This is a genomic window from Enterocloster lavalensis, from assembly GCF_046603895.1.
Lineage (GTDB): Bacteria > Bacillota > Clostridia > Lachnospirales > Lachnospiraceae > Enterocloster > Enterocloster lavalensis.
In genome coordinates this window covers 2303738-2325132 of record NZ_CP176637.1, presented here as the reverse complement: position 1 = coordinate 2325132, position 21395 = coordinate 2303738, and the positions used below count along the sequence as shown (strand labels likewise).

Below are 21395 nucleotides of genomic sequence, written 5' to 3'. Positions count from 1 at the left end.
ATCAAACCTCCAAATCCTTTTTATGCTCTTTCTGTTTATCTTTCGGCTGCTGCGCCGCCTGTTTCTTGTATTCGTCCAGCTTCTTCAAAATGGACGGTTTTTTCTGCGGCTGTTCCCGTTTCTCGGCTTTTACCGCTTTTGCAAGGTCGGTAACGGAAATCGCTTCCCCCGCCTTTGCCCGCTGCTCAAAATCTGCAACGGTGGGCGTTTGCGGCGTATTGTTGATAAGCCCGTCAAAATTGTTGTCGTTCTGCTCTATGGTGTCCTCGACGTGCTTTAAGGGATTATCCCGCTGCGGCTGCTCGGCGGCTATGGCATAAGCCTGTGTGCCATTCCCCATAATGAGATACTTCCCGTCCTCCGACGCATGGTGAAAACCAAATCCCGCCGCTTCGATCTGTTCACGGCTCATATCGGTAATATGAAAATTGCCCCTCGGCGTTCTAACGGTTTCACCCGTCAAAAGGCTGTCGGGGGTCGCTTCCGGCTGCTGCTTTTCAAGCTGCCCGTCCTTGTAGGAATATCCTTGCGCCGCGATTGCTTCAAGGGTCTTGCCCGTAACGTCGCCATAAATCCGCTTGTCTGCGTCAACCAGCATTTGCAAAGTGTCTTGTACGGTGTCGGACAAGGCTTGCTGCTGTTCGGGCGGCAGCTTGTCAAATACGGGGGTCTGCTGCTCCTGCAAAAACTCCGGCACTTGCTGAAAACCGATACTGTCTACATAGTGGGCGGTGTCCTCGTCGTTCTGATGAAGCACAACAATGTCGGAAACGGAAAGGCTATGCCCCTTAAAGTCGGCGGGGTGGTCGATATTAAACCTTTCCCAAATGTCGCCCAGCGTCATATCCTTTGTAAGCGGTGCAGTATAGACGAGTTCATAATTTACCCGGTCAATGGTAAGTCCAGCCGCTTGCAGACGGTCATAAGGCTCAAAGCGCAAGTCCCTTGTTTCGTCCCCGCGCTTTAACTGATAAATGGAAAAGGTATCGCCCTGCTCCTGCTCGGCTTGCCGCTGCTGCTGCAACTCGGTAAAATGCCCCTCAATCTCGGTAATGAGTTCCTTTGCGGTGGTCTGTATTGTTTCAAGGGACGCTTTTAACTCGGTCATTTCCTTGCCGCTGCTCCAACCAGCCACATAGCCGAAAGAGTAATCGGAAGTATCAAGGCCGAAATGCTGGCAAACCGTATAAGCGACGCTTTCCGCTTCTACCTCGCAGGTATGGCGGTCAACGCGGTTTTGCTGCTCCGGCGGGGCGTTTAAGTCTACGTCGTGCAGCTTCGCATGGGCGATTTCGTGAATGGCGGTCTTTACCGCCTGTAATTCACTCACGCCCTCTTTGATTGCAATACGCTTGTCGGTCAAACTGAAATACCCATTTGCGCCGTTTGTGATCTGCTCAAATGCAATCGGGACGGGGGACGCTTTTTCAAGGGCGGCGAAAAAATCCTCGTACTGCTCCACATCGGCAAGCAGCGGTTTAACGGAAAGGTCGGGAAACTCCTTGCCCTCGGTCTGCGAAATATCAAAGACGGTTATAACCTTAAAGGCGGGGACGGTGATTTCCTTTTCTTCCTTTACCACTTTTCCCTCGCGGTCAAGCATGGGCTTTCTCGTTTCGGGGTCGATTTTATCAACCAGCTTTTTCACCTTGTAGGGCGCGGGGGCAAAGATTTTAATGCCTTTCTCGCCTTTCTTTACATGGCGGTCAAACTCCTTTTCCCATTGACGGAAGCCCATTACCAAATTGCCGCCCTGCATAGCAATTAGGATAGTGTTATTCAAACTATAATCATGGAACTTTGACATAGCGGTTAGAAACTCTTTGTAGCGGTCGCTGTCAAAAATCGCCTGTACGCCCTGTTCCAAACGCGCGGTGATCTCCTTTACCTTTTCGGCGGGCTTTTCGGAAGTAAGGATAATGGGGACGACGGGGCGGGGCTGCTGCGGCTCTGCGGCCTGTGCGTCTGCTTGCTGCGTTTCGGCTGCGTCCATATAGGCTTTGTCCTGTTCGCCGCGCTCCGGCTGCGGGTAACTCATAATGCGGTATTCTTCCGGCACTTCGCGCCCCTCAAACTGACGCTCCCACTCGTCGCCGCTTTCCACGATATAGCCGTACTCGGTAAACGCGCCTTTTTCCTGCGCGGCAGCGTTCCTGCCAAAAGTAGAAAGGTCAATGCCGCCTTTCCATTCTTCGGGCATTTGTACCATGCCGGATTGATTTAAGTAATAGTCGCCCAAATCGTGGTAGTTATGTACTTCGGGGATATGGACGTAAAAATCCACGTTGTAGGTGAAGTCAATTACCTGTCCAATATTTGCAAGCCCGTTTTTCTGCTGCAAAGCTGCGTTCAGCTTGCCAACCTCGGCGGGGTCAAGCTGTTCGAGCCGCGCCGCAAGAAAATTGAGTTCGTCCACGTCGGCGGCGCATACCATTTCATAAGGCAAGGCAATATGTTTCTCCGGGTCGTCGGAAAAGCCGCGAATGGAAAAATCCTGCGGGTTATCGGCGGTAATGCCGACGCTCTGCATGGCTTCGTGAAGCTGCTCCTTTGTGGCGGGCATATCCAGCCAATAGCCGCTTGGGTCGCCCGCTTCAAAACGGCTGCGGTTGCCAATCATAATAGAAAACTGTTCGCTCATGTGTTCACGCTCCTTTTCCTGCCCGGTAGTTTCGGGGATAGCTGCCGCCTGTTGCTGCTGCTGCGGGGGTTCTTCGCCCTCTATGGTGTAGTCCGGCATGAGCATACCGTTTACTTTGAAATAGTCGGCGTACTCCTGCGGGATAGGCGGGGAGATTTCCGTAAACAAGCGGTCATACGCTTTGATACGCCCATTCAGATACTTTTCCATAGCTGCCTTGTCGGTGAAAACCTTTCTATCTTGTCCGGCAATCTTCGCTTGGGTTCTGCTTGGGCTGTTGGTGCGCACGCTCCATGTAAGCGTCCATGAATACGGGATAGATTTCTGCGCTTCTTTGTCGTAGCGGGTATTCTCGTAAATGTAGTAATTCATCTGATATACCCGGTTGCTGCGAATATGGCGGTTATGCTCGGTGGTCTGCCACTCGTTAGCGGTGTGCTGCACAACGGTTGTCCTTGTGTATTCAATCGCTTTGTCAAGCAAAAGCGTTTTGCCCGCCTGTTCCTCCCATGCGGCGGCGCGGCTTGAGAGATCGTTAAAAATCGCCTGTTCCGCTGCCGCGCTTTCCTCGCGCATGGCGTGTAGCTGCTCCGGCGGCAAGGAAACATAGGGGGCAATATCCCCGTCCTTTGCTTCAAAATATATCCGGCGTTCTATCCGCATGGTTTCGGCGGTTTCCAATTTGTCATGGTCGTATGAAGAATACGGCATATTGTTTCATCACGTCCTTTCTCGATTTTTAAGGGTTTGGGACTATCCCAACAAGCAAAATGCCCGCGCTCTCTATGGGAAGCGCGGGCATTTCTCGCAAACGGGTACTCGTTTGCTGTGCTTGCTATGTAGTTGTTTTTATCCGTAAACGCCTGTTTCTCTCGCTTTGGGCTTTCTGTCTGCGGCGTATCTTTGCCGCGCAATCGGGGCAGTATTTCGCCCGGTTGCTGCCCGCCGCAAACGTGCTGCCGCATACCGCGCAACGCTTCAAATCGGTTTCCCCGCTGCGGGTGATCTGTTCGCAAAGCTGCCTGTCGGCGGGTAATACCGCTTCGCGGAAATAGCGGCATAACAGCGAATAGCTGATACTCTGCACACACACGCAAGTTTCCCCGTCGTCCAGCAGCAGACAATTCCCGCAATCGTTGTTTGCACAAGCGGCGCGGGTCATTTTCTTTACGGCGCGGTATTGCTTTTCATCAAGCCTTATCATTTTCGGTTCTGCTCGACGCGGAAGTTTACATACTTGCCGCCTGTGTCGGCAAGCAGCACAACTCCGTCAAAGGTCTTTCCCGTCTTGGTCGAGTACATACCTTTGATTTTTACCTTTCCGTCTTTCAAAAGGGCGGCGGCAATCGCCTTTGTGAAAGCCTTTTTGCGCTGCTCAAAAAAGCGGTCATTCTTCCACATCACAAAGCTGCAAGCCCTGTCGGAGCAGTAAAAGTTTTTCTTGCCCTCGTAAACCGCCGCGCCGCAACGGGGGCAAGTGCCGATTGCTTCCCGCTGCGGGGTAAACAGCTTCGCTTTATCCTCGGAAATCGCGGAATAGGTCTTGACAAGCCCCGCTGTCATTTCCTCAATCCCGCGCATGAAGTCGGCGGGGCTGTCGCTGCCCTTTGCAATCCCGGTAAGGCGCGTTTCCCATTCTGCCGTAAGCTGCGGGGACGTAAGGCTGTCGGGCAGGATAGCGGCAAGGTTATACCCGTCCTTTGTGGGGATTAGCTTTTTGCCCTTGCGCTCGGCAAAGCCCGCACTAATGAGTTTTTCAATGATACCCGCCCGCGTTGCGGTAGTGCCTAACCCTTTGCGCTCTGCGTCCTCCGGCGTTTCTTCCTTGCCCGCGTTCTCCATAGCGGACAGAAGCGTATCTTCGGTATATGCTTTCGGGGGCTGCGTGTAACACTCGGAGATCTCCGCTGCCGGATTGTCAAAGGTCTGCCCCTCGGCAAGCGGCGGCAAAACGGTTTCCGGCTCTGCGTCCTCGTCCTGTTCCTCGGACGCGGCGCGGGACAGCTTTTCAATCTCACGCCACCCCTCGCAAAGCGTCGTCTTTCCCTTTGCGGTAAAGGTATAACCGCCGCAAGAGATAACCGCCGTAACCGCTTCATATTCATAGGGCGCGGCTGCGGCGCAAAGCAGCTTCGCGCATACAAGGGTCATAAGTTTTGTTTCGCTGTCGGTAAGGGAAGAAAAGCCCGTTTTCAAAAACTCGGCTGTCGGCAAAATAGCGTGGTGGTCGGTTACTTTGCTGTTGTCGCAAACCCTTGTAAGGTCTGCTTGCAGCTTCACGTCCCGCATAAAGGGAAGCAGCGAACAAAGCCCGGTAATGAGTTCCTTTGTGCTGTCCTGCATATCGGAAGTGATATATTTGCTGTCGGTGCGGGGATAGGTCAAAAGCCGCTTTTCATAGAGGGCTTGCGCATAATCAAGGGTCTGTTTCGCCGTAAACCCGTACAGGCGGTTGGCTTCGCGCTGCAACGCGGTAAGGTCAAACAGCTTCGGCGGTGCAACGGTCTTTTTCTCTTTTTTGAGGGAAGTACAAACGGCTTGCGATTTCTCGCAAGCCGCTTTCATCTGCTGCGCTGCCGCTTCGTCGTTCAACCTTTCGGACAAAGCCGAAACACCGCCCGCGTCCAGACGGACAACATGATATTTTTCTTTCTTAAAGCTGCTGATCGCATAGTCGCGGTTTACCAGCATGGTAAGGGTGGGCGTCTGCACTCTGCCGACATTCAGCGTTTTGTGATAGAGGATAGAGAAAAGGCGGGTCGCGTTAATCCCGACAAGCCAATCTGCCTTTGCTCTGCAAAGCGCGGATTGATAGAGGTTGTCATAGCTGCGCCCGTCTTTGAGGTTTGAAAAGCCCTCGCGGATTGCGCTTTCTTCCATACTGCTAATCCAAAGGCGGGAAAAGGGCTTTTTGCAATTTGCCTGTTCATAGACAAAGCGAAAAATGAGTTCTCCCTCGCGCCCGCTGTCGCACGCATTGACAATCTCGGAAACGTCGCTGCGGTGCATAAGGTCTTTGAGTACGGAAAACTGCTGCTCCTTGCCGTTGGCAACGGTAAACTGCCAATCCTGCGGGACAATGGGGAGATCGTCATACTTCCATTTTCGGTACTGCTCGTTGTAGGTCGCCGCGTCCGCAAGGCTAATCAAATGCCCGATACACCAGGACACAAGGTAGCCGCCGCCCTCAAAATATCCTCTGCGCTTTTCATTCGCGCCAAGTACGGCGGCAATCGCCGCCCCGACGCTCGGTTTCTCTGCAATTACAAGTTTCATACTTTCTCGTCCTCCTGCTCGGTTTCTAATTCTTCCTCGTCCTCGTCGTCCTCGTCAAAATCGAGATCGTCAAGGTTGCTGCTGCCTTTTGCCGCGTCCTTTTTGGGCTTCATAATCTTAAAGTAATAGAACGCGCCGCCGCCCACTGCGGCAAGAAGCAGCACGACAAGCAGAATAGCACCGCCCATGCCGCCGCCTTTATCTTCCTCCGGCTCCGGCTGCTCGGTTTCTTCCGGCTCCGGCTCGGCTTCCTTGCCCGCGCACTCGCTCATATTGACGCTGCAAACGGGGCAATCGGTGTTGACGCTTCCGGCAACGCATTTTTCAGTACAGCTACAAGCGGGGGCTTCGGTCTGTTCGTCCTCCATAAGCTGCAAAAGGTCTTTTTCATCAACTTGATTGAGGAAATGGACGGTGTTTTCTCCGTCCTCGGCGCGGTCAATGATGATGTAAAAATAGTTTCCGTTTTTCGTAACGACGGTAATAAACTGCTTATCGCCGGACGCTTCGCCCGTTATGTCGTCCACAAGGCTCATGTTGCCCTCCGGCGTTAAGGGCTGCGGCTCATAGCCGCCCGTCGTTTCTTCCGGCTCGGTTTCGGTTACGGGGGTAGGCGGCTCGTCGCTCACATCACCGCCGCCCGCAAAAGCGGTAACAGAAAAGCCGCCCATGAGTACAAGGGCGGCAAGCAAAGCGGTAACGCTGCGGAACAGTTTTTTATGCTTCATCTTCGGTTTCCTCCTGTTCGTCGGTATAGTCTGTGTCCGGCTGCGGCAAAATGATTTCGCCGTTGGCATAGGCGGAGAGGAACGCGGCAAGCTGCGCCCCGTCAAGGTGTACCGCTTTCACCATTTGAACGATCTGCGCGTTTTCTTCCTCGATTTTCTGCGCTTCAAGGTCTTTCAGCCTTTTTTGGTATTCAAGGACTTTCGCCCTCGTTTTCTCAATATCCCTTTCGATACGGTCAAGTTTCGTGTTTGCCATAGAAATAAACTCCTTTCAAAGTCAGTTGTAATGTAGCCGCCCATAGGCGTAAAAATGGGATTGCCAATAGCTTGTATCAAGTTTTGCGTATTGTATCGGGTCGCCACAATGCAGCATGACGGGGCTTCCGTCCCCGTCCTCGCCAACGTAGATACCCACATGAGATACCCCCGGTGTGTCATATGTACCCGTAAAGAAAACCAAATCCCCCGGCTGCGGGTTGGAAACGCGGGTTGAAATGTTGTAAAGCCCCTGCGCCCCAAGTCTGCCCGTATTGTATAAGCCGCTGTTCGTCAGCACATAGCTAACAAAACCGCTGCAATCAAAAGAGGTTTCCGGGCTGCTGCCGCCCCACACATAAGGAAAACCGACATACTTTTCCGCTTCCTCAATGAGCCGCGCAAACTGTTCATCTTCCAGATAGGCGGGCGGGATTTCATAATCCGCTGGCGGGTTTTCATAGTATTTTGAAATATAGCCGGATTGCGGGAAAAGATCGGGTCTGTTTCCCAGCGACGACATATACATAGCGTACATGGATAGCTGTTCCTCGCCCATAATGTAAACGGGAACATGGGAGAGGTTGAAGTTTTCCAAATCCACATTGAGAATGTAATAGTTATAGGCTACTTCAACGTCGTATTCGTTGCCTTCGCTGTCCGTCCGCGTTTCGGTGCGGTAGCGTACCTCGACTTCCTCCGTAACCGTCAAGATATACTGTTTATCAAAGAGCATTTCAAGGGTGCTTTGCGCTTCATCGAGAGTAAACACGCCCTCATGCCAAGCGGAGAGGATAGAGATTAGCACATACGGGTCATGCTCGATCTCGTCAGCCGTTACCCGGTATTCGTCATAGCCGGGGTATTCGCTTTCGATGTTATCCAGCATATCCTGTAACTCGGCTTCCATAGCGACATACGCGCTTTCTGCGCCTGTAATATCCGCGTCCTCGGAGAGATAGGACGACGCAATCAAGCCGCTGCCGCTGTTGCCGCCGAACAGGGAACAAGAGGACAAGCCGCCGAAAAACAGAAGCACGATAAAGGCAATCCCGCCCACAATCAAACAGCCTTTCCAATGCCGGACGACAAAGAACGTCGCCCGTTTGGTTTCCTGCGCCGTTTTCTTCGCCGCCTTTGCGGTGGCTTCGGCGGTCTTTTTCACCTTGCCGCCCGTTTTCAACGCCTTTGCATACTGCTTTTTAATGCGCTGTTTTTGCCAAAAACGGGAAATCGGGTTGGAGTGCGCAAGGGCGGGGTTATCATGCAGCGCCTTTTGGTAGAGGAAATCGGCGTTTGCCTTTGCTGCCTTTTTCTCGGCTGCTGCCGCCGCCCGGTAAGGTTTCAGCTTATGGCTGCGTATGCCGCGTTTTACTGCCCGCGTCGTCATGCCGCCCGCTTTCTCGCCCACAAGTTCTATCCTGTGTCCGCTTTCCACACCGACGTTTTCTTTCTCCACCTCATAGATTTTTCCATGTACGGCGGCGTCCAATTCCTGCGCCGGACGGGATAACGGGTTATGACGCAACTTGCCGTTTGGGGGCTTATCCGTTTTTTCAAAAGCAAGGCGCGTCTTTGCTTTGCCTTTGGCTTCGTCAAAAACGCGCTCTTTTGTGATTTTGGTCTGTTTGGGGATAGCTGCCCGCGCTTTGTCTAAACGGTCAGCCGCCGTATCGGATTTTTTGATTGCCTTTTGCAGGTCCGGCGTTGCCCGTTCCGCTTCGGAAAACTGCAAGCGGGACGTATGGGTTTTAAGCTGTGCTGCGTCAAGGGTCTTTTTCTCCGCGCCCTTTTCAAAGTGGCGGCTAACCTCTGTGCTGATACGTTGGGTTGTCTTTTCTGCTGCTCCCGCTACGGGGGCTGAATAGTTTTCCTCCGGCGGTCTTTCGCTGATACTCGTTGTTTCGCCCGTCGTAAGGTTTTCCGCAATCGCCCCGTCGCGGGTCATTTTCTGCGTTACCTTGTCGGGGGCTTTTAATTCCTTGCTCAATGTTCATCACCTCCAATACGCTGTTTTGCAAGGGTGCAGTATTCGGGGTTGATCTCTATACCCACATAGCGGCGGGAAAGGCTTTTTGCCGCCGCTGCGGTCGTGCCGCTGCCTAAAAACGGGTCAAGCACAATCCCGCCGACAGGACAGCCCGACAAAATGCACGTTTCCGCAAGTTTGGGCGGGAACGCTGCAAAATGCCCGCCGCGATAGGAAGCTGTGTTGATCTGCCAAACGTTGCGGCGGCTGCGGACGGGGGAAATCATTTCGTCGGTGTATGCGCCTTTCCTGCGGGGACGGTTGATTTTCTGCGGCTGGTTTTGCCCCGGAACGGTAGCGGCATATTTGTTGCCTTTCCCAACTCCGCTTTTCAGCCGTACCGCCGTTGTGGGGGCTATCGGCTCGGCTACTGCTTGCCAATCATAGTAATATTTCTTTGACTTGGTAAGCAGAAACACATATTCATAGCAGCGCGTCGGTCTGTCCCGCGTGCTTTCCGGCATGGCGTTTCCCTTGTGCCAAATGATAGAACTGCGCAAATACCAACCGTCGCCCCGCAAGGCAAGGGCTACAAGCCACGGAATACCGATTAGGTCTTTCGGCTTGCAGCCGGGGGCGCGGTGGTTTACCGCCACTTGCTGCCCGTTCCTGCCTTTGGGGTATTTCGGGTCTTGGTGGTCGGCTTTGCTGCCTGTGCCGCAATAAGTGTCCGCGATATTCAGCCAACAAGTACCCTCCGGCGTAAGCACCCGCTTTACCTCATGGAAAACCGCCGTAATGCGGGAAACATATTCCTCCGGCGTTGCTTCCCGCCCGATCTGCCCGTCTGTGCCGTAATCGCGCAAAGCATAGTAGGGCGGGGACGTTACGCAACAATCCAAACAGTTATCCGGCAAGGTTTGAAGCACCTGCAAGCTGTCGCCGCAATAGATTTTATCCGTTTCTATCCTCATGCCGACACCTCGCCGGGCTTGGTCGTCATTACGCGGTAGAGTTCCGTATCTTTCGGGAAACGGTCAATAAAGGGCAAAATCACGTTGCCATAGAAGATAAGTCCCTCGCCCGCTTCGGAATGGGTTACATAGGTCATTTGCTGCTGCGAAATGTTAAGCTGCTTGGCAAGGATTTCCCGGTCGCCCTGGGCTTGGTTGAGCATATAGACAAAATCGCTGTTTTCAAAAACGTTTGAAACTTCTCTGCTCGTCAAAAGGTCTTTGACGTTCTGCGTGATACCTGTCGGAATACCGCCCCACTTGCGAAAACGCTTCCAAATCTCGACGGAATAGGCGGCGGTCTGTTCCTCTTTCAAGAGCAAATGAAACTCGTCGATGTAATACCGCGTCGCCTTGCCCTCGCTGCGGTTTACCGTTACTCTGTTCCATACTTGGTCTTGGACGATAAGCATACCGACTTTTTTAAGCTGCGTACCGAGTTCCTTAATATCAAAGCAGACAAGGCGATTATGAATGTCAACGTTTGTCCTGTGGTTAAAAATGTTCAAGCTGCCGTTTACATAGAGTTCCAATGCCGCCGCGATACGCTGCGCTTCCTTTTCCGGCTGCTTCTTGATTTCGTCGTAGAGGTCGCCCAAAATCGGCATATTTTCAGGCTTCGGGTCGGCAAGGTAGTTGCGGTACACGCTGATAACAGCGCGGTCAATCAAGGTCTTTTCAACAGCTTCCAGCCCGTTTTTACCGCCCATAATCAACTCACAAAAGGAAAGGATAAAATCGCTCTTTAAGGCTATGGGCGTGTCGCCCTCGCTGTAATTGAGGTTAATATCCATAGGGTTAATGTACTGCGTGCTGTTCTGCGAAACCTTGATAACCTGTCCTTTCAAACGTCCGACAAGGGGGTAATATTCGGCTTCGGGGTCGCAAATGATAATATCATCTGCCGTAATAAGAAAAGCGTTTGTGATTTCGCGTTTTGCAGAAAAACTTTTGCCGCTGCCCGGTGTGCCGAGTATCAAGCCGTTGGGGTTTTTCAGCTTCTTTCGGTCGCACAAAATCATGTTGTTGGAAAGGGCGTTTAAGCCGTAATACAATGCTTCGCCGCTTTGGAACAGCTCTTGCACCGTAAAGGGAACGAAAACGGCGGTGCTGCTGGTCGTCAAGCCGCGCTGGATATGGATAAGGTTTTCCCCCAACGGGATAGAGGACATAAGCCCCTGTTCCTGCCGGTAGTCAAGGCGGGTCAAAATGCAGTTGTATTTCTGTGCGATTGCCGCCGCCCCAAATACTTCGTTATCCAATTTCTGCTTGGTATCTGCAAGGTTTAAGACAAGCAGCGTGAGCAGAAACATTCTTTCGTTGCGGCTCTGCAAATCGCGGAGTAGGTTTTTTGCTTCCCCGCCGTAGGTGGCAAGGTCGGACGGAATAATATCCATGTCATAACCGCTGCGGATTGCTTTCTTTTGTTCTTCAATCTTCATGCGGTCAAGGTCGGTGATCTTGCGCTTAATCGTCTTGATTGCTTCGTTGTGGTCGATACTCTGAATGTGCAGATTGACGATAATCCCGTTTTCCGCGTCCATGAAGTCGGCAAGCATACGGTCGGAGAGTTCCGGCGCGACGATCTGCAAAAAGGAAACCGCACCAAACTTGCCGCCCATTTGAAACATTCGCCCGTCGCCAAATCGGAAAGAGGACGGGGCGATAAAGTCCTTGACGGAAAGCCCGCTTGCGGGTAGCCATTCCCACGCAAAGTTAAAGCGTTCCCCGTCCGGGTGAAAAATCCCATGCAGCACTTCAAGACGCTGTTTCCCGTCCAATACCCGCGCCGCCGCGCCGATCACCTTAAAATGGTTGAGGGTGTCCGTTTCAATGCGGGCAAGACGCGCCCGCGCCGATCTAATGTCCTTTGCTTCAACGGTAAAGGTGAGAAACTTGGTTTTGATAAGCCCGTTGTTTCCGCGTTCAAGCTGCGTCCTAAGCATTTCGGTGTATTCTGCTCTGATACTGTCGAAGTCGTCATTCTGCGGTGCAATCGTGATACTGTTCTTAAAATCGTCCTTGTTCGCATGGCGGCTGATTAGGGAAAGCTGCACGCTGATAGAAGCGTCGAACGAGTTATACATATCGCAAAGGGCTTCAAAAATGGCGGTTTTGTCGTCCGGCTGCGCAAGCTGATAATTTATATCCTCAAACTCAATGCACTTGGAATACCGCCCGTTTGCAAGGCGGCAAATCCCGTCCTTATACATTCGCTCAAACGGTATGCTGTCCTGCGCCGTATGGGGCTTCCCGTCGCCCTTTGCCTGTCGGATAAGGGTATCTATCTGTTTTCTTTCCTGTCGGGAAAGTTTACGCTTTTCGTTTTGGGTGTTTTTCTTTTCCTTTGACAATCGCCCGTACCTCCTTATCTAATTGCTCTTGCCGCGCAAGGGCGGCATAAAAATTGTTGGTCTGATAAGGTCGCTCTTTGGGGCGAAGAAACTTCACTTCCACAAATTGCCGAATAATCACTTCCAGCGGTTGCCCGTTTTTCTCGTACATGGCAAGCAAAAACATAGGCAGCATGGCAAGCACCATGCACAATGCCGCTGCGCTCGTTCCAACGCTGCCTTTTACCAAAAAGAACAGCGGCAGTCCGATTGCCACCGCCGCGCTGAAACAAATTAGCTGTCGTTTCGTAAGGTTGAACATTACCTTGCTTTTGATTTTTGTTAAGTCCTTTGGGACGGTTACATACGCCATTTCATACCTCCTTTCTGCCCGGAATGTAATCTTCAAAGCGGGGAACAGCATAGAAAAGCCGCTTGTTGTTTACCCATCGTTGCAAATGGCGGGTAACAGGCGGGGCGGTTGGACGCTCGTAAATCATCACATACGGGTCAAAGCCCATAGCCCGCAAGGTGTTCACGCGGTATAAATCCTGTTCGTGAGTGCTGCCGTAGTTGGTAAGAACATACACGCGCCGCTGGCGGCTGCTTTTAATGGCTGTCAAATCCAAAAAACGTTGGAAATACCCGGTCAAGTCCTCGTCGGGATTATCCCATGCAAAATGTACCGCTTTTATCCGTACCCGATTTAACAGGCTGACATTATCCCTGTTCACAAGGCGAATATCCAGCCCTTGCGAAAAATCCACCCATGCGCGGCTTCGTATAAGCTGCTCAATGAGATTTTCATGGTCGGGACAGGCAAGCAGATTAGCGTCCATGATTTTTATTTCCGGCTGCCATTTCCAAAACTCGGACAAATCCGCAACCTTAACGCTTTTGCGCCCCTCTTTACCGCTGACAATGCAAAACCCGCAATTTCTCGGACAACCCCGGCTTAAAAAGCCGTAGGCAATCCCGAAAAACTGCGGGTAGATAGAATAATCCGGGTAACTGTGTTCCACTTCCGGCGGCAAGCGGTTTTTCGTGTCGTAGCCCGTACCGCCGAAAATAACCTGTTCCGCGTTGGTAACGGTTATCGTGTCTTTGGAATAGGTGTCCGTAAAGACGCGGCTTTTATATACAAGGTCGTACCGCCCCTTTGCGTTCCACCATTCCACCGTATGCCCCTTTGCTTTATGATACGCGGATAGCTTCATCAAGCAGAGGTTGGGGAAATTATGGCTGTCAACGTCGATTAAGCCGATTTTCAAATCATAACTCACCCCCTTAATGTGCCGAAAAGACGCTCTTTGCAAGGCTCCCCGTTTTGAAAAGGGTAAAGCACAAGAGGACGGTATAGCCCATGCAAGCCCAGATCGCGCCGGAAATGTCGTCGGTTGCTGCGATTGTCTGTATCAAGACCGCATAAATGCCCACGCACACCAAAATCAAAAACGCCTGAAAACCAAGCGCAAGCAAAGATTTTAAGTAATTCTGTCCCATGCTGCCCCATTCGTGATTTACCATTGTTGCCATAGGGATAGGGGCAACGCTCGTTACAAGATATATTTCAATCATGCGCCCATACACCACAAGCATAATGCAGATTGACAGGGCTTTCATGGTAAGCCCTACAAAGAGGGATTGAAACCATAACCCCAAAAGACCGCCCACGCTCATAGCGTCGAGTTTTGCTTCAATGTCGGTAATGACGGTGGTAACGTCTATGCTTGTATCGGATATGATAACCCCCGCGCTCTGATTGACGACGCTCTGCGTAACGTCGAAAACTCCCATGACGATGTTCCAAGTGTTTGTTACCAGCAGCACCGCAACAAAGGTCTTAAAAATCCATTTGAAGAAAATCCAAGTGTCGAGATCGTGCAGATTGTTTTTTTCAATTACAATCTGGATTAGTTCGTAGCACATGACAAAGGTAATGATAACGCCCGCAATCGGTACAATGACATTTTCCGAAAGGCTGCGTATCATGTTGAATATGCCCGCGTTCCACCCGGCGGGGGTCGTGCCGACTTGCGTTGCGATTTCTCCAACCTCTGTATTTACGCTGTCAAACAAGCCGGAGAGGTTCGATAAAATCCCGTCTGTCAAAATGCCACGAAACCAATCTTCAATCATCTGCCATATCAAAAGTTAATCCCTCCTTTCCCGCGCCCTCCCGTTTCCGAGAGGGCGCGGCGGGTGGTATTTGTTTTAGGCATTATCCAAAAAGTTTGGAAAGAAGCGGAACAAGGGTGCCGCCGATCAAAGCGACGCCGCCGCCCGCCATGAGCTGCTTCATGCCCTGGCTTTTTGCTGATGTGCGATAAAGAAGTAACAGAAGTGTAAAAAATTTTGCCGTTCCTATCCGGCACTTAGCTCTTGTGTCGGATAGGTCGGGCGTTTATTCGGGCAAGTCCACCTTGCCAACAAAAGAATAATAAATCTCAATGTCCTGTCTGCGGGTCTTGTTCTCGTCATAGCTGCACTCATGCACAACGATTTTCTCTACAAACTCCCGCAGCAGAGTAGGGGTAAGTTCTTCAAAGCTGGTATGCCGCCGGACAACATTCATAAACTTTTCTGCGTTCACGGTGGCTTCCTGTGCTTTGGAAAGCTCCGCTTGGATAGCAGCGGCTCTTTCTTTCAGCTCCCGTTGTTCTGCTTCATAGTCTGCCGACAGCTCTGTGAAACGCTCGTCTGATATACGCCCGGTCACGCTGTCCTCATACAGCCGCTTGAAGATAGCGGATAACTCGGCTATGCGTTTCTCGGCGGCTTCCAGCTCCTTTTTCTTGGCGGCGTTCCTGCGCTTGCCCCCGTCCTCGTTCTGCTCAATCAAGAGCTTCATAAACCGGGCTTCATGCTTTGCCGCATAGCTGGTCACTTTCCGCAGATTAGAGAGTACACCAGCGGTCAAGAGGTCGGTGCGGATAAAGTGCGCCGTACAGTCATGGGTGCGCTTCTTGTAGCTGCCGCAGATATAACAGTCCTGCTTGCGCTTGTCCGTCTGGTATCGCTGCTGATACATGACGCTGCCGCAGTCTGCACAGAACAGTATGCCGGAGAACAAGCCCACTTCATCATAACGGTTGGGGCGTTTGCGCTGCTTGCGAAGCTCCTGCACCCGTTCCCATGTCTGGGTGTCTATGATAGGCTCGTGGTGGTTCTCGAAAATCACTTGCTTTTCCGGGGGATTTTCTACACTGTGCTTGACTTTGTAAGAAAGTTTTTCCGTCTTGAAGTTTACCAGACAGCCCGTGTATTCCCTGTTTTCAAGGAGATGTGCGACAGTATTGGTCGCCCACTTGCACTCATAGCCGGGGTGGTAGCGGCGTGTGCTTCCCGTCCTGCGGTATTCCAGCGTCCCCGGCGTGGGGATTTGCTGCTCTGTGAGCATACGGGCTATCTTGGTCGGACCATTCCCGGCAAGGCAGAGGTTGTATATCTGCTTGACTACGGGTGCGGCTTCCTCGTCAATGATAAAATTTTCGTCCTCGTCCATGAGGTAGCCATACACAGGTTTGCTTGTGATGGGCTTGCCACTCATGCCTTTTGAGCGTTTTACTGCTTTGATTTTCTTGCTCGTATCTCTCACCAGCCATTCGTTAAAAATATTCCGCAGCGGGGCAAAGTCATTGTCGCCCTGTGCGCTGTCCACTCCGTCATTGATAGCGATGAAGCGGACGCCTTTCTGTGGGAAAATCATTTCTGTGTACATTCCCACTTGCAGGTAGTTTCGCCCTAACCTCGACATATCCTTTACGATAACTGTCCCGACTTTTCCGGCTTCAATATCCGCAAGCATGGCTTGAAAACCGGGTCTTTGAAAGTTCGCACCAGAATAACCGTCGTCCGTGTACCAGCGCAGATTAGAAAAGCCGTTCTGCTTTGCATAGGTTTCAAGGATACGCTTCTGATTGGAAATGGAATTGCTCTCGCCTTGCAGCTCGTCCTCATGGGAAAGTCTTGGGTAAAGGGCGGTAATTGGTTGTTGGTTGGTCTGTCTTAACATAAAATCCTCCGTTTCCGACAGCCAGCCCCACTATTCCGTACCTTGATTGTACCACATGGGGCGGCTGTCTGTATAGCGGCAAAAGCGTCAAATCTGCTTCTTTATGGTCGGTCAAATTGCTATTTTTTGTGTAGCAGATGATTGGGATTGCATAGTAGAAAAACTCTTGTTCTTATGGTAAAATGGAGCTAATCAATACAAGGGGGTGTGACAATGAAAGGGTTTGTCCGTAACAATCAGTACCTTTCTCTTTGTGGTCTAAATTGTAAATTGTGTCCTATGAATTTGGCAGGGCATTGTTCCGGTTGCGGCGTTGATAATCAAAGTTGTAAAATCGCAAAGTGCAGTATTGAACATGGGAAAATCGAATATTGCTTTCAGTGTACCAGCTTCCCTTGTGACAAATACGCTCATATAGATGATTTTGATTCTTTTATAACTCATCAGAATCAAATGAATGACATGGAAAAAGCCAGCCAGATAGGGATTCCCGCCTATAATGCTGAACAGGAAGAAAAGCGCAAATTATTGGATTTCCTCTTGTCACACTATAATGACGGGCGCAGAAAAAATCTATTCTGTGTTGCAGTCAATCTCTTAACGATTAAAGAAATTGAAAATATCTTGCAAACAGTTAAATCCGATAAGGATTTTCAAAGTATGGGGAAGAAAGAACAGGCTTCTGTTATCGCAAAACTGTTGCAGGATATAGCTGCTCCAAAAGGCATTGAGTTGAAACTTCGGAAAAAATAAAGTTGTTACTGATATTCCAGCGGTCATGCTCCCCGGCGTGACCGCTTTTCCATGTCATCACTTATGCGCTGAACGGTGGTGTATGTCCGGCAGCAGCTTCCGCTTCCAGCACTTTCATCATCTTGTCGGCTGCGGTGTCGGTTGCGCCCTGCTTGAAGAAGCCGGAAACGGTAAGGACGGAGTTGCCCATGCGGATTTCCGTTACACAGTCCGGGCGGCGGTCTGTTTTGGTGGTGCTTGTCTGTTTGGTTTCTGTCATAGGCTCTCCTTTCGCTGCTTCATCAGTTGCTTTAAGCGTTCCAGCTTTTCCTGTGCGGTTTCCTTTCGGAAGTTGCTGCCCGTGAAGCGGACGGGGGCGCACATGGAAGTCAGCCTGTCATAGATACGGGCGTGGGGTGTGTCCTGCGGGTGCTGCAATTCCTCCAGCGTGAGGTTGGTCGTGGCGATCAGCGGCTTGCCGCTTCGGTAACGGCTGTCAATCACGCTGTAAACCTGTTCCAACCCGTACTCTGTCCCTCGCTCCATACCAAAATCATCAAGTATCAGCAGAGGGTAGCTGCAAAGGCGGGAAATATATTCGTTCCTGCCCTCAAAGCTGGCGGCAAGGTCATTGAGTATTGTTGCAAAGTTTGTCATGCAGACGGCAACCTCTTTTTCCATAAGGGCGTTGGCGATACAGGCGGCAAGGTAGCTTTTTCCTGTTCCCACACCGCCCCAAAACAGGTAGCCGATATTTTCAGCCTGCATGGTTTCCCAGCTATCCACATAAAAGCGGGCGGTTTCGGTCTGCGGGTTTCTGCCGTTGTCATGCTCAAATGTCCAGTTCCGCATAGCGGGGTCGGTAAAGCCCCGGCGTTTCAAGTCCTCCACTTTTTCAAGGTGCTTCTGTCGGCTTTCGGCGGCTTGCTGCTTTTCACGGGCTGCCCGCTGGCAGTCGCAGTCTGTTGGGTGGCGGTCACGCCCGAAACAGGTCTTTCCCTCTGCAAAGTAGGCTTCTTTGGGCGTATGGCACTTGCCGCAGTATAAAAGCCCGTCCTCGCCTGTGTAGTCCTCCGCTTCGGCGGTAGTGGTTGTAATGTCCGTAATCATAGCTTCAATCTCGTTTTTCATAAGCTCTCGCCCTCCTTGCATGAATAATCGGGTATGCCCTGTTTCGGGGCAGCCTTGCCTTTGGCAGCGTCCTCCTGCGCCCACTTGTAAATGGTGGCTGCATGGCTGTGGTACTGCTTCCCGGTGGAAGCGATATGGCAGGAAAGCCGGTCAATATAATACTCCCACTTGTCGGGCAGCTCTGTTTTCAGCCCGGAAAGCTCTGTATCGGTCAGTATCACATTGTTGTATCTGCCATAAACGGCAGGGGCGGGGTGTCCCGTTTCTCCCTCTCTCTCTTTTTCTATCTCTATCTCTTTCTCTATCTCTATCTCTGGTGGACGAATGTCGGACAAATGTCCGCCTTTTGTCCGGGGCGGTAAAAGTGCCTTGTTTTCCAGCCTTGCAGCCCGTTTCCTCTCGGCTTCGGTAGAGGACTGTCCTATCATCAGCTCAATATCGGTCATATAGAAAGCCCCGCTGTCAAGCTGCTCCACAAGCCCCAACTGCCGGAAAATCTCTAAAGCCCTCTCAACTGTCCCTATCTGGTGGCGGGTCAGTGTCGCTATCATCTGCGCTGTGTAGGGGATATGCTCGTCAAGCTGCAACTTCCCGCCGTTTTTCAGCGATTTTAAGTACAGCTTCAAGAGGATATTGGAATATAAAATCCCGTCTTTCATATCTTCCAGCAGCACAATGGAGTCGCTGTCAAAAAAGTTCTCTTTCAGCTTGAGGTAGTAATACTTGCGGTTATCTGCCATTGTCCCTGTCCTCCTTTTTCCGGCGTTTGGAGTAGTAGCGGGGGCAGAGTATGATAACCGCCCGGAAGCTCTGCTTGCAGCTATGGGTACAGCCCCGGCAGAGGTCGTTGTATGTGATACGGTCGCAGGTGGTATTCCCGACTTTCACTTGCCGCAGGAAAAAAGACCATTCCAGCCGCCGTTTCTTGCTCATTCTTGGCATGGGTGCGCTCCTTTCTGCCGTTTCCGCTGGTGTGGCGGTATCGGCGGTAATTCTGTATCATCTCGGTATCATTTTCGGGGTTTTTCTGCCCTGTAAGCCCGTTAAAAAATCCTTTGGTATTGCGGATAGGGTACGGGGCAGCCCCCTTGTTCTGTATGGGTTCGGGTACATTTTTGGGTGGTTTTTATCGCTCTTGTTCCTGCCTTTTCACAGGCTTGCGTTCCCGTCGTAAAATCTGGTCGATATTGCCCTTGACAGTCTGTAAGCGGCGGTATTCCTCCCGTTTTGCCCGGTAATCGTTGTAGCCGCTGTTTTTCTCTTTGATAAGGGTTTCAATCTCTGCTTGCAGGGCTTTATAACTCGGCAGCTTGGAAATGTCGTTCTCCCTGAAATAGCGGGCGGCTGCGTCTGCTATGATAAAGTCGCTTTCGTGCTTCTGTCGGTAGGCTGCTTTTGCTTTGGCGTTTTTCTGCTGTTTCAGCCCGTCCCGGACAGGGCGGGTCTTGGAATAGGCAAGCACCTGCCGTTGCAGCTCCTTTTTCCCGTTCAGCGTCTTTTCCACTTGCTTCAGCTCTGTAAGGCTTTCCTGCATGGCGGCATAGGCGGCAGAACAGGCTTCGTCCAGTTCCTCCGGGGAAGAAAAGCCGTACTGCTGATAGGCGGTAACGGTAGCCGCCATTTGCTTTAGGTTGTGCTTTGCAGCCCAGCGGTCATAGCCCACGCCCTTGCCCTCGGCTCGCTTGGCTTCCCGGTCAACCATGCGCTGCAAGGTGTTGTCTGCTGGGGTGGTTTTTGTGGTTTTTTCCCCTTGTGACGGCTTTTTAACTGCAGCAGGGTATTCGGGTATGGCTTTGGTCTGTTCGGCGGCTCTGTGGGCGTTCTGCGTGAGCAGGGCAAGGACAGCAGCCTTGTCAAAATCGTCCCCCAGCTTCCGGGCTGTGATAGGCTTCGTCCTGTCCAGCGTGAGGTAGGAAAGTCGCCCCCGGCTCTCCTTGACGGTCACACCCTCCCGCAGCAAAAGGGAAGAAAACTCGTCAAAGCTGGCGGCTTGGGAAAGTGCCTGCCGTATCGTCCGGCGCAGCTTCGCCTTGTCCGTTTCAAACTTGGTGGGCTTGGTCGGCTGTCCTGCGGCTTCTCTGGCGGCGTTCTCTTTATCAAGGGCAAGTTGCCCTTTCTTTGCCGCCCAGTATTCCCGTTCCGTTATCCGTTCCTTGCTGCCGTTCAAGAGGTCGATTTGGTAAAGCCCCTCCCGGTGGCACATCTCCATGACTTCACTCTTGAAATATTCCATAGCGGCATTGGTGCAGCGGTGCTTGCAGCCCTCCCGTGTATCGGCTGGTCTGTCCATGTAGGGCAGAAGCGGGACTTCATAAATCCGCAGGGAGTTGATGACGATATGCACATGGATATTGCCGCTATGGTTATGCCCGTCCGGGTGGGTGCAGATTAGGGCTTGGTGTCCGGGGAAATGCTCTTTACAGAACTGCTCGCCCAGCTCCTGCGCCCGGTCTACGGTCAAGCCGTTGTCTGTCCCGTCCCGTGGGTCAAAGCTGATGATATAGTGGTGGCTTTTCACATCTTCCCGTTTTTGGTTTTTCTCATAGCGGAGATTGGCTCGCATACAGGCAACGGCGAAATCCTCGCCCCCGCAGTTAAAGGAAGAAATGCGGTAATCCTCCCTCGGTATCAGCCGCCCGTTTTCATCAAGGGTGGGCTTCATGGTAAACTCGTCATGCTCAAATGTGAGGTAGGCTTCCGCTGCGCCATAGTCGGCATTTTTAGAGCTGATATGTTTGAATGTTGCCAACAGCGTCACCCACTTTCTGCAAGACTTCAAACTTTAGGGCAGCAAGGTCGGAAACCGCCGCCCGTACCTCCCCGGCAAGCTGCGGGTAGGGGCTGTGCCACTCATTCAGCGTCCGGGCTATCTGGTTTAAGTTGCCGCCGATCCTGCCGTATTCGGCGGTCAGCTTCCCGACAGCGGCAAGCAACTCGTCGTTGACGGGGGAAATGGTTATGACGGGGCGTATGGCTGCCCCGGTTATAGCTTGCCGGATAAACTCGGCTTGGCTCATGTTGCAAGCAGAAAGCCGCTGGGCAAACTCGGCGTATTCTTCCTCGGTCATGCGTGTCTTGACTACCCGGCTGCGGTGCGGCGTGTTATATCGTTTTCGCATGGTAAAAACCTCCTTTCGACTGCCGCATGGCTGCGACGGGATAAGCGGCGTAAGCCGCATAAGCAGGGTTTGGGGAAGGCACTCCCCAACAAGATTCCCGCAGGGGCAAAATGAGTGAAAAGCGAATTTTGGTACTGCGGTAGAATCTTGCTCTAAGAAAATGCCGGACTGCCGTTCACTTCC

Annotated in this window: 20 protein-coding genes; 1 reads left to right on the top strand and 19 read right to left on the bottom strand. The window is 51.9% G+C overall.

The window, feature by feature from the left end; translation table 11 throughout:
- Position 1: 1 nt before the first annotated feature.
- The 13 genes from ACK2JC_RS10300 to ACK2JC_RS10240 form a co-directional block, all read right to left on the bottom strand.
- Positions 2 to 3352: a YodL domain-containing protein gene (locus ACK2JC_RS10300; protein ID WP_021749503.1), complete on the bottom strand. Its 3351-nt coding sequence runs from the start codon at positions 3350 to 3352 to the stop codon at positions 2 to 4.
- 124 nt (positions 3353 to 3476) lie between these two features.
- Positions 3477 to 3845 (bottom strand): cysteine-rich VLP domain-containing protein, encoded by a 369-nt coding sequence (locus ACK2JC_RS10295; protein ID WP_002584962.1) that lies wholly within the window; start codon positions 3843 to 3845, stop codon positions 3477 to 3479.
- Entirely contained in the window at positions 3842 to 5917 is a 2076-nt protein-coding gene (locus ACK2JC_RS10290; RefSeq protein ID WP_021749501.1) for a type IA DNA topoisomerase, read from the bottom strand. Before ACK2JC_RS10290 ends, ACK2JC_RS10295 begins: the two co-directional genes overlap by 4 nt.
- The gene (locus tag ACK2JC_RS10285) at positions 5914 to 6645 is read right to left on the bottom strand and encodes a DUF4366 domain-containing protein (RefSeq protein WP_021749500.1); all 732 of its coding nucleotides are present in this window, start codon (positions 6643 to 6645) and stop codon (positions 5914 to 5916) included. Before ACK2JC_RS10285 ends, ACK2JC_RS10290 begins: the two co-directional genes overlap by 4 nt.
- The gene (locus ACK2JC_RS10280) at positions 6635 to 6901 is read right to left on the bottom strand and encodes a DUF4315 family protein (protein WP_007709576.1); all 267 of its coding nucleotides are present in this window, start codon (positions 6899 to 6901) and stop codon (positions 6635 to 6637) included. The genes ACK2JC_RS10285 and ACK2JC_RS10280 overlap by 11 nt, the downstream gene beginning before the upstream one ends.
- Before the next feature lie 21 nt (positions 6902 to 6922).
- Entirely contained in the window at positions 6923 to 8890 is a 1968-nt protein-coding gene (locus tag ACK2JC_RS10275; RefSeq protein WP_021749499.1) for a C40 family peptidase, read from the bottom strand.
- A complete protein-coding gene (locus tag ACK2JC_RS10270) occupies positions 8887 to 9843 on the bottom strand; it encodes a DNA-methyltransferase (protein ID WP_021749498.1) in 957 nt (318 codons plus the stop codon). Before ACK2JC_RS10270 ends, ACK2JC_RS10275 begins: the two co-directional genes overlap by 4 nt.
- On the bottom strand, positions 9840 to 12236 hold the full coding sequence (locus tag ACK2JC_RS10265) for a VirB4-like conjugal transfer ATPase, CD1110 family (protein ID WP_036630487.1): 2397 nt from the start codon (positions 12234 to 12236) through the stop codon (positions 9840 to 9842). Before ACK2JC_RS10265 ends, ACK2JC_RS10270 begins: the two co-directional genes overlap by 4 nt.
- On the bottom strand, positions 12196 to 12588 hold the full coding sequence (locus tag ACK2JC_RS10260) for a PrgI family protein (protein ID WP_006774460.1): 393 nt from the start codon (positions 12586 to 12588) through the stop codon (positions 12196 to 12198). The genes ACK2JC_RS10265 and ACK2JC_RS10260 overlap by 41 nt, the downstream gene beginning before the upstream one ends.
- Position 12589: 1 nt before the next feature.
- The gene (locus ACK2JC_RS10255) at positions 12590 to 13498 is read right to left on the bottom strand and encodes a hypothetical protein (RefSeq protein ID WP_021749496.1); all 909 of its coding nucleotides are present in this window, start codon (positions 13496 to 13498) and stop codon (positions 12590 to 12592) included.
- Between the two features lie 4 nt (positions 13499 to 13502).
- Entirely contained in the window at positions 13503 to 14354 is an 852-nt protein-coding gene (locus ACK2JC_RS10250) for a VirB6/TrbL-like conjugal transfer protein, CD1112 family (protein ID WP_021749495.1), read from the bottom strand.
- 82 nt (positions 14355 to 14436) lie between these two features.
- On the bottom strand, positions 14437 to 14583 hold the full coding sequence (locus ACK2JC_RS10245) for a Maff2 family mobile element protein (RefSeq protein WP_411338513.1): 147 nt from the start codon (positions 14581 to 14583) through the stop codon (positions 14437 to 14439).
- A gap of 36 nt (positions 14584 to 14619) precedes the next feature.
- Positions 14620 to 16230, bottom strand: coding sequence for a recombinase family protein (locus ACK2JC_RS10240; protein ID WP_117783658.1), 1611 nt, complete (start codon positions 16228 to 16230; stop codon positions 14620 to 14622).
- A gap of 213 nt (positions 16231 to 16443) precedes the next feature.
- Between ACK2JC_RS10240 and ACK2JC_RS10235 the strand changes: the two genes are divergently transcribed.
- Positions 16444 to 16983: a DUF3795 domain-containing protein gene (locus tag ACK2JC_RS10235; RefSeq protein WP_117783659.1), complete on the top strand. Its 540-nt coding sequence runs from the start codon at positions 16444 to 16446 to the stop codon at positions 16981 to 16983.
- A gap of 61 nt (positions 16984 to 17044) precedes the next feature.
- Here ACK2JC_RS10235 and ACK2JC_RS10230 read toward each other — a convergent pair whose 3' ends face one another.
- The 6 genes from ACK2JC_RS10230 to ACK2JC_RS10205 form a co-directional block, all read right to left on the bottom strand.
- Entirely contained in the window at positions 17045 to 17242 is a 198-nt protein-coding gene (locus tag ACK2JC_RS10230; RefSeq protein ID WP_009320846.1) for a transposon-encoded TnpW family protein, read from the bottom strand.
- Positions 17239 to 18093, bottom strand: coding sequence for an ATP-binding protein (locus ACK2JC_RS10225; RefSeq protein ID WP_117783660.1), 855 nt, complete (start codon positions 18091 to 18093; stop codon positions 17239 to 17241). The genes ACK2JC_RS10230 and ACK2JC_RS10225 overlap by 4 nt, the downstream gene beginning before the upstream one ends.
- Complete coding sequence (locus ACK2JC_RS10220; protein ID WP_117783661.1) at positions 18090 to 18833, bottom strand: phage replisome organizer N-terminal domain-containing protein; 744 nt, start codon at positions 18831 to 18833, stop codon at positions 18090 to 18092. The genes ACK2JC_RS10225 and ACK2JC_RS10220 overlap by 4 nt, the downstream gene beginning before the upstream one ends.
- Positions 18823 to 19035, bottom strand: a complete 213-nt coding sequence (locus tag ACK2JC_RS10215; RefSeq protein ID WP_005927784.1) for a hypothetical protein — start codon at positions 19033 to 19035, stop codon at positions 18823 to 18825. Before ACK2JC_RS10215 ends, ACK2JC_RS10220 begins: the two co-directional genes overlap by 11 nt.
- A gap of 184 nt (positions 19036 to 19219) precedes the next feature.
- Positions 19220 to 20842 carry a relaxase/mobilization nuclease domain-containing protein gene (locus tag ACK2JC_RS10210; RefSeq protein ID WP_118447844.1) on the bottom strand — a complete coding sequence of 541 codons (1623 nt, stop codon included), beginning with the start codon at positions 20840 to 20842 and terminating at the stop codon, positions 19220 to 19222.
- Positions 20814 to 21212 carry a plasmid mobilization protein gene (locus ACK2JC_RS10205; protein WP_117783663.1) on the bottom strand — a complete coding sequence of 133 codons (399 nt, stop codon included), beginning with the start codon at positions 21210 to 21212 and terminating at the stop codon, positions 20814 to 20816. Before ACK2JC_RS10205 ends, ACK2JC_RS10210 begins: the two co-directional genes overlap by 29 nt.
- Positions 21213 to 21395 lie beyond the last annotated feature (183 nt).